Origin of the sequence: Flavobacterium sp. BFFFF1 (assembly GCF_002256285.1) — a bacterium.
In the GTDB taxonomy this organism is placed as follows: Bacteria; Bacteroidota; Bacteroidia; order Flavobacteriales; family Flavobacteriaceae; genus Flavobacterium.
The window spans coordinates 38,430-46,147 of record NZ_NKJE01000011.1; the positions used below are offsets into that span (position 1 = coordinate 38,430).

The following is a 7,718-nucleotide window of genomic DNA, read 5'->3' on the forward strand; positions in this document are numbered from 1 at the left end:
ATGTGCGGAATTAACGGTATATTTCATTTGCAGCAGCAAAATGCAGATGAGCGGATTTTAACCAAAATGCGTGATGCGCTTGCCCATCGCGGTCCGGATGATAAAGGTATTTTTATTGATGGCAACCTCGGATTAGGCCACCGCCGGCTTTCCATCCTCGACACTTCACATGCCGGACACCAGCCCTTTTTATCTGAGGACAACCGTTATGCAATGGTTTTTAACGGCGAAATCTACAATTTTAAGGTATTCTATCCCGAATTAAAGGCCGCCGGATTCAACATAAAAACCCATTCCGATACAGAAGTATTATTGCAGTTATTTCAGCTGTATGGCACAAAAATGCTAAACAGACTAAACGGAATGTTCGCTTTTGCGATTTGGGACAAGACGGAACGAAAGCTCACGCTCGTTCGCGATCGGATGGGGGTTAAACCATTATATTACGTCCAGCATGACCATACCTTTTACTTTGCTTCAGAGCAAAAAGCGTTTTTTGCGGCAGGCGTTCCATTGAAAATTTCGCCAACCGGACTCGAAGAATATATTTTTAACCGATTTGTGGCGGGAGAAAATACGCTGTTTGACAAGGTTAAGAAAGTACTGCCCGGGCATACCCTGACCATACTTGAAAATGGCCAAATGGAATTCAAAAAATGGTGGGATTTAAAAAAAGAAATTCAGGAACAGCCTCTTATAAAGAATCCACAGGAATGGTTCAATGAAACCTTTGATGCTTCCGTAAAGCTCCGAATGGTCAGCGACGTCCCTGTCGGCGTACTGCTCAGCGGCGGACTCGACTCGTCATCTGTCTTAGCGTCGCTTCACGAACAGCAGTATAAACACATCAATACGTTTAATATTGGATTTACAGAGGCTGAGCACAATGAATCACATCTTGCACAAAGGCTTGCACAAAAATTCAATTACGGATTTGATTCCATCGAATTGCAGGGCGAAACCCTTTTTAATAAGATGATTGCCGCAGCATACTATCATGACGAACCTTTAATGCACCTGAGCGAACCCCATTTGCTGGCAGTTTCTCAATTGGCCAAACCCTCTGTAAAAGTGTTGCTTTCAGGCGAAGGTGCCGATGAGTTAATGGGCGGATACGTGCGTTACAAACCGCTCCGGTTTCCTTCATTACTGCAGTCTATTGGAACAATTTCAGGCCTAGGCATGTTTTCCAAAAAAGCCAGGTTTGAAAAACTCTCGCGTTATGCCCAAATCAAGGATGATGCCGGAATGATACTTTATAACGGGTCAAATATTTATCCAAATGATATCCGGCAGGTTTTTGGGATCAATACCGAACCTGAAAATGAATACCGCCGCCAGGTATTTAAAGAAGCAAAATCCCTGTATCCCGGAAACCTGCGGAGACAAATGTTATACTTCGACCAACACACTTATTTATGTTCTTTGCTGGATCGAAATGACCGTTGCACGATGGGAGCTTCCATCGAATGCCGTGAGCCGTTCCTGGATCAGCGTTTGGTAAAAGGACTAGGATCGCTTGAAGACAAATGGCTCTTTACTGGCAAAAAAGGAAAATACATCCTGAAGTCCTCTGTCGCAGAAAGGCTGCCGGAAGAAATTCTGAATTTTCGTAAAATTGGCCTAAGTGCCCCATGGGGAGACTATATCACCCGGAATCCGGCTTTCAGTGAAGAAATGGACGCATTTACCAGCAGCGAAATTTTCAAAATGCCGTATTTTGAACACATTGATATCGCTGGATTGGTGGCTAATCTCAGAAAGGGCGACAAGACTATGGTTTCGTACATTATGCCGCTGTTTATGCTGCACATCTGGGTGAAATATTATGTTGAAAGTTTCCGGGTAATTTAAGACGAAACGGGTGCTTTCAAAATTATTGCCTTAACTTTGGCAAACCAATTTAAAAGCACATTTATGGAAATCCTGGATCATTTTTCATTGAAGAATTTTAACACTTTTGGGATCGATGCGACGGCCAGACGCTTCGTTGCCATCCACAATATTGAGGAACTCAAAGCGGTGCTCCAACACAACCCCCAGGATCAAATATTTGTCCTCGGCGGGGGTAGTAATATGCTGCTGACCGGAAATGTGGACGCACTGGTGGTCCATATTGACATCAAAGGAAAAAAAATCGTTCGTGAAAATGATGATTTTGCAGAAGTCCAATGCAACGCTGGTGAAAATTGGCACCAATTTGTGCTTTGGACGATTGATCAGGGTTTTGGTGGATTGGAAAACATGTCCCTTATCCCGGGAAATGTAGGCACTACGCCGGTTCAGAATATTGGCGCCTATGGTACCGAAATCAAGGATACGTTCGTTTCCTGCGACGCGATGGACACCGCCACCTTTGAAATCACTACTTTTTATCATGACCAATGCAAATTCGGGTATCGCGAAAGCATCTTTAAAAATGAAGTCAAAGGACAGTACATTATTACGTCCGTAACGTTCAGGCTTACGAAACGAAACCATAAAATAAATACCTCTTATGGCGATATTCTTGCCGAATTGGAAAAGCAGCACATTACTAATCCAACCCTCAGGGATGTCAGTAACGCTGTAATTGCCATTCGGCGAAGCAAACTCCCCGACCCCGCTGAACTTGGAAATAGCGGCAGTTTCTTTAAAAATCCCGTGATTTCCAAAACACAATTTGAAGAGGTCAGCAAAAAATTTCCCCACATCAAGTCATTTCCTGTTTCTGAAACTGAGGTAAAAGTACCGGCGGGATGGCTAATCGAACAGGCCGGATTTAAAGGAAAACGTTTCGGCGATGCCGGGGTGCACAAGAACCAGGCACTCGTGCTTGTCAATTACGGAAATGCTACCGGCGCTGAAATCCTTGACCTCTCAAGAAGGATCCAGCAGTCGGTATACGATATATATGGCATAAAAATTGAAGCGGAAGTAAACGTCGTATAAATTGTCCCCGTAATGGAAATTTATTTAAAAAAACAGCTTTTTATATTCAGCGTGTAGTTGTACCTTTGCAAAAAATTTAACAGCAGCCAGGAAAGTATGTTACCAGTGATTTTTTGCGTATTTATTGTTGTTGTCGCTATTCAGTTCATTTACTATGTACTCATTTTCGGCAAGCTTGCTTTTGTAAAGCCGAAACAAAGTAATCCAAAGAAAATTCCGGTTTCCGTTATCGTATGTGCTAAAAATGAAGCGGAAAATGTTGCCAAATATATCCCATTGCTGGCCGAACAAAATTACCCTGATTTTGAGATTGTACTAATTGACGATGCCTCTTTTGACAATACGTTGGAAATATTCGAGGAATTTGAAAAACAATACCACAACGTCCGCCTCGTAAAAGTCGCCAACAACGAAGCGTTCTGGGGCAATAAAAAATTTGCATTGACGCTTGGAATCAAGGCTGCCAGAAAGGAATACCTGCTTTTCACAGATGCAGATTGTTATCCGACGTCAAAAAACTGGATTACAGAAATGAGTTCGAATTTCACCATGCAGAAAACCATAGTGCTTGGCTATGGCGCCTATGAAAAAGTACCCAATTCATTCCTGAATAAAATCATACGCTTTGAAACACTGCTTGCAGCGACCCAGTATTTTTCGTGGGCGCGGATTGGGAAGCCATTCATGGGCGTCGGCAGGAACCTAGCATATAAAAGGGAGGAATTTTTTAAAGTAGACGGTTACCGCGACCACCTGAAAATCAGGTCTGGAGATGATGATCTGTTTATTAACCAGGTAGCATACAAAAAAAATACCACAGTTTGTTATACACCGGACAGCTTTACCTACTCCAGGCCAAAGACAACTTTTTCAGCATGGTTCAGGCAAAAACGCAGGCACGTTTCTACGGCCAGCCACTATAAGGCAAGTGACAAATTTCAGCTGGGATTGTTCTATGCATCCCAATTGTCATTCTTTGTACTGCCTGTCATATTGCTCATTTTTCAGTATCAATGGATTGCCGTAACCGCAATGATCGGTTTTCGCTATTTATTCACCTGGCTTGTACTGGGATTTGCTGCCGGAAAATTGAAAGAAAAAGACGTAATGATCTGGTATCCGATAATCGAACTCGTGGTTATATTCACACAATTGAATATCTTTATCACGAATCTCTTCTCAAAACCCGTGCATTGGAAATAAGACCCTATATCGAAAAGGCCAAAAATGGCGACCAGGTTGCTTTTACGTTTCTGCTCGACCATTATTGGAATGAAGTGTATGGTTTTATGCTAAAGCGTACTGAAAATGAGACCGATGCAGAGGATATTACGATAGACACGTTTTCAAAGGCATTTGATAAAATTGCCAGTTACAACCCTGAATTCCAATTCAACACCTGGCTGATTGCCATTGCAAAAAATGTCCACATTGACATGCTGCGCAAAAAAAAGTCCTCCCTTTTTATTGAAATCACCGACGAGGAAGACCAACAGGCCTACAACGTGGCAGATACGGCACCTTCCGCAGAAGACGAGCTCATTACCGAGCAAAATCTCTCCCAGTTATTGCGTTTCATTAAAGAGCTTAAACCCCATTACCAGGAAGTGATCCAACTTCGTTACTTTCAGGAGATGAGCTACCAGGAAATCTCCGATAAAATTGGGGAGCCGCTCAGCAACGTCAAAATCAAATTACTTCGCGCTAAAAAACTGCTCGCCGAAATCATCCAGAAAAGATAGTTTTCCGAACGTTTTTTTAGGAGCTATTCCGGCTGTCCGCTGTATCTTGCCTGCGCAGGCTACGGCAAGGATGCCGCTTCCATCCGGGCTATGATAACGCCTGGAGACATATTCTGTATCGTCGAAACGAAATATTTCCCTTTTACACAATATACTTTTTCTTACTTGCGTTATTTGTTAAAATAATGTGAACCATGACATGAAAATACTTAACCTTAATAATTATCATTATGTCCGGATCAAGTATTTACGAAAAAGCGTGGATCAACATTGTTTTTGAAGGAAAAAACAAAGAATACGGCGCATATCAACTGCGCCGCGAGAATCCAAAAACTACCCTCAAAGCCCTTTTCATTGGTTTTTCAATGATGGCAAGCCTGGTCGCACTCCCCTATTTCCTGAGTTCTTTCGACACTGCGCCTACAGTTGTGGAAACCCTGCCAAACCATTTCGATGATGTCGTTGCTGTCGAAGTAACTCCAGTAAAACGAGAAGCACCAAAGGCAAAACAAGCCGCACCACCGGTAGACGTCGAAATCCCAAACAAGCCTTCATTGAACACGAACCTCACAATCGTGGAGCCCGTAAAAGCAACCCCAAATCTGGACCCTGTGATCAATACAGCACCAACCATTGATCCGAATGCCGGCCACAACACTGGTCCCGTTTCCGGTGATCCTGGTCCTGCTACTTCTGGAGGACCAATAGGGAACAGCGACATCCCCGCCGGTCCGGACAGGGTGCACAATATGGCAGCGCTCGATAAATTACCAGAATATCCGGGCGGCATGAAAAACTTCTACAAATACGTTGCCAATAACTTTAAAGCACCAGACGCCGAGGAAACCACGAGTACCATGATTAAAGTACTGGTCTCCTTCGTCGTAGAAAAAGACGGGACGCTCAGCGATATCAAAGTACTGGAAAATCCGGGACTGGGAATGGACCGTGAAGCCATCCGCGTACTGAAGTCGATGAAAGCAAAATGGGAGCCCGGCCTTATCAAAGGTGAGCCAGTACGGACGATTTATAAATTGCCGATTGCCGTTAAACCGCTCGAATAAAAAATGACAAACGAAAAAACCACAGTTCCCTGTGGTTTTTTTATGCTTTCTTGACAAATTCGGTTCTCAAAACCATAGCGGTTTTGTTAACGCGGCAGTCAATCTCTGCGGGATCATCTGTAAGCCTGATATTCTTTACCATCGTACCTCTTTTAATGACATCTGAAGAGCCACGCACTTTAAGGTCCTTAATCACGGTTACTGAATCCCCGTCGCTGAGGATGTTTCCATTGCTGTCTTTTACTTCCATTTTTGTTTTTTTGGTTTGATGCGGTAAAGTTACAAACTTCCATAATTACAGCGCCATCGGAACAACTATTTATTAAAATTTCAGCGTAGCAACGCACAACCACTTTGCCACTTTGTAACTTCTGATTACATTTGAAAAAAACAACTTCATGCGCGAATTTACGTTTTCTGAAAAAGCCACACACCTGTTCAGTTTTCCTGTTATTGTAGCCGCGTTAGGATACTTTGTAGACATCTATGACTTGCTGCTGTTTGGTATTGTTCGGGTTCCCAGCCTGAAATCAATGCATCTCGACGCCGATGCCGTCGGTACAACGATCATTAATTATCAAATGAGCGGACTTTTGCTTGGAGGCATTCTTTGGGGTATTATAGGTGATAAAAAAGGGCGTCTTTCAGTACTTTTCGGTTCTATCCTGGTATATTCATTGGCCAATATTGCCTGTGGCTTCCTGCCACAAATAAACGTCGGTGATAAAGCCTCGATTTATGCACTCCTTCGTTTTATTGCGGGCCTTGGACTTGCAGGGGAACTTGGCGCCGGAATTACATTGGTTTCTGAAAGCCTGCCGAAAGAACTTCGCGCCATTGGCACATCCATCGTTGCCGGTTTTGGACTCCTTGGCGCCGTTGTCGCACAGCTGACCGTTGAACTTGCAGGAAACTGGACTATCGCCTACTTCATAGGGGGTGGACTGGGACTGTTGTTGTTGCTGCTTCGCGTTGGTGTTTTTGAAAGTGGCTTGTACAAGGATATTGCAAAAACATCCGTAGCAAAGGGCGACTTCCTTTCGTTCTTTACCAATGCCAAACGCCTGAAAAAATACCTGCGTTGTATTGCAATTGGACTGCCTACCTGGTTTTGTGTCGGAATCCTGGCCATGATGGCAAACCAGTTTGCGCCTGAAATGGGCATCCGGAACTTACAGCCTGGAAAGGCGATTATGTGGGCGTATATCGGAATCTCAGTTGGTGATTTCGCCAGCGGGATGATTTCGCACCTGCTCCGCTCCCGTAAAAAAGCCATTTTATACATGATGCTTTTTACGCTGATTGGTGTTTCACTAATGCTTGGCGGTGCCACGCGGACGGAAAGCGGATATTATTTTTTCTGTGCCTGGCTTGGACTTGGAACCGGGTATTGGGCCATGTTCGTCACCGTCGCTGCAGAGCAATTTGGAACCAATATCAGAAGCACCGCTACGACCACCGTTCCGAATATGGTTCGCGGACTTGTGCCAGTGATGTTAATCGGATTCAATTATTTCAAGCCTTCTATGGGCGTTATTTTTTCAGCCGCAGCAGTGGGGATCATTGTTTTTGCCCTCGGGATTTACGCCACCGTGAGCATTGAAGAAACGCACAACCGCGATTTGGATTTTACTGAATAACTAAGGGTTTTTCTGTTAAATTTAAAAAATACCTCTACAAACCGCTGCCGTTTGTGCCACATCAAAAACTTACAAACCGACATTTTTAGGCAGAAAAAAAAGTGAAGCCGTATATTTGCCTGCTATCGACAACCACTTTAACCCAATTTATGAAGTTATTTAAAATTTCCGTTTTTGCCGTATTAATGGCCGTTTGTGGGAATGCCCAGAAGAAAGAAACTGTGGTAAGTTCCTGGCTCACCACCCCTGATAAAAATACGCTGCTCCACGCACAGCCAGCCTTAAAATTTAAAAACACAAAGCACACGCTGCAGACAATTGCTGTAGCTGATAACAAGATA

The 7,718-nt window shown here is 43.7% G+C and carries 7 protein-coding genes and 1 pseudogene; 7 read left to right on the forward strand and 1 reads right to left on the reverse strand.

The window, feature by feature from the left end:
- From asnB to CFE23_RS08615, 5 genes are all read left to right on the forward strand, one after another.
- On the forward strand, positions 1–1,854 hold the full coding sequence (asnB, locus tag CFE23_RS08595) for an asparagine synthase (glutamine-hydrolyzing) (protein ID WP_291086754.1): 1,854 nt from the start codon (positions 1–3) through the stop codon (positions 1,852–1,854).
- 63 nt (positions 1,855–1,917) lie between these two features.
- Positions 1,918–2,931, forward strand: coding sequence for a UDP-N-acetylmuramate dehydrogenase (murB, locus tag CFE23_RS08600; protein WP_291086756.1), 1,014 nt, complete (start codon positions 1,918–1,920; stop codon positions 2,929–2,931).
- A gap of 96 nt (positions 2,932–3,027) precedes the next feature.
- Positions 3,028–4,134 carry a glycosyltransferase gene (locus tag CFE23_RS08605; protein ID WP_291086758.1) on the forward strand — a complete coding sequence of 369 codons (1,107 nt, stop codon included), beginning with the start codon at positions 3,028–3,030 and terminating at the stop codon, positions 4,132–4,134.
- Positions 4,125–4,673 (forward strand): sigma-70 family RNA polymerase sigma factor, encoded by a 549-nt coding sequence (locus CFE23_RS08610; RefSeq protein ID WP_291086760.1) that lies wholly within the window; start codon positions 4,125–4,127, stop codon positions 4,671–4,673. Before CFE23_RS08605 ends, CFE23_RS08610 begins: the two co-directional genes overlap by 10 nt.
- 230 nt (positions 4,674–4,903) lie before the next feature.
- Positions 4,904–5,737, forward strand: a complete 834-nt coding sequence (locus CFE23_RS08615; RefSeq protein ID WP_291086762.1) for an energy transducer TonB — start codon at positions 4,904–4,906, stop codon at positions 5,735–5,737.
- A gap of 40 nt (positions 5,738–5,777) precedes the next feature.
- Here CFE23_RS08615 and CFE23_RS08620 read toward each other — a convergent pair.
- A pseudogene (locus CFE23_RS08620) lies at positions 5,778–6,005 on the reverse strand (zinc ribbon domain-containing protein YjdM); the annotation flags it as partial.
- A 130-nt stretch (positions 6,006–6,135) separates the two neighbouring features.
- Here CFE23_RS08620 and CFE23_RS08625 point away from each other — a divergent pair.
- Both CFE23_RS08625 and CFE23_RS08630 read left to right on the forward strand, forming a co-directional pair.
- On the forward strand, positions 6,136–7,377 hold the full coding sequence (locus CFE23_RS08625; protein ID WP_291086765.1) for an MFS transporter: 1,242 nt from the start codon (positions 6,136–6,138) through the stop codon (positions 7,375–7,377).
- A gap of 149 nt (positions 7,378–7,526) precedes the next feature.
- The coding region (locus tag CFE23_RS08630) for a hypothetical protein (RefSeq protein WP_291086766.1) at positions 7,527–7,718 on the forward strand (192 nt) is incomplete at its 3' end.

Coding starts and splice junctions, on each gene's coding strand:
- asnB (WP_291086754.1), top strand. CDS start 1: ATGTGCGGAATTAACGGTATATTTCATTTGCAGCAGCAAAATGCAGAT.
- murB (WP_291086756.1), top strand. CDS start 1,918: ATGGAAATCCTGGATCATTTTTCATTGAAGAATTTTAACACTTTTGGG.
- CFE23_RS08605 (WP_291086758.1), top strand. CDS start 3,028: ATGTTACCAGTGATTTTTTGCGTATTTATTGTTGTTGTCGCTATTCAG.
- CFE23_RS08615 (WP_291086762.1), top strand. CDS start 4,904: ATGTCCGGATCAAGTATTTACGAAAAAGCGTGGATCAACATTGTTTTT.
- CFE23_RS08625 (WP_291086765.1), top strand. CDS start 6,136: ATGCGCGAATTTACGTTTTCTGAAAAAGCCACACACCTGTTCAGTTTT.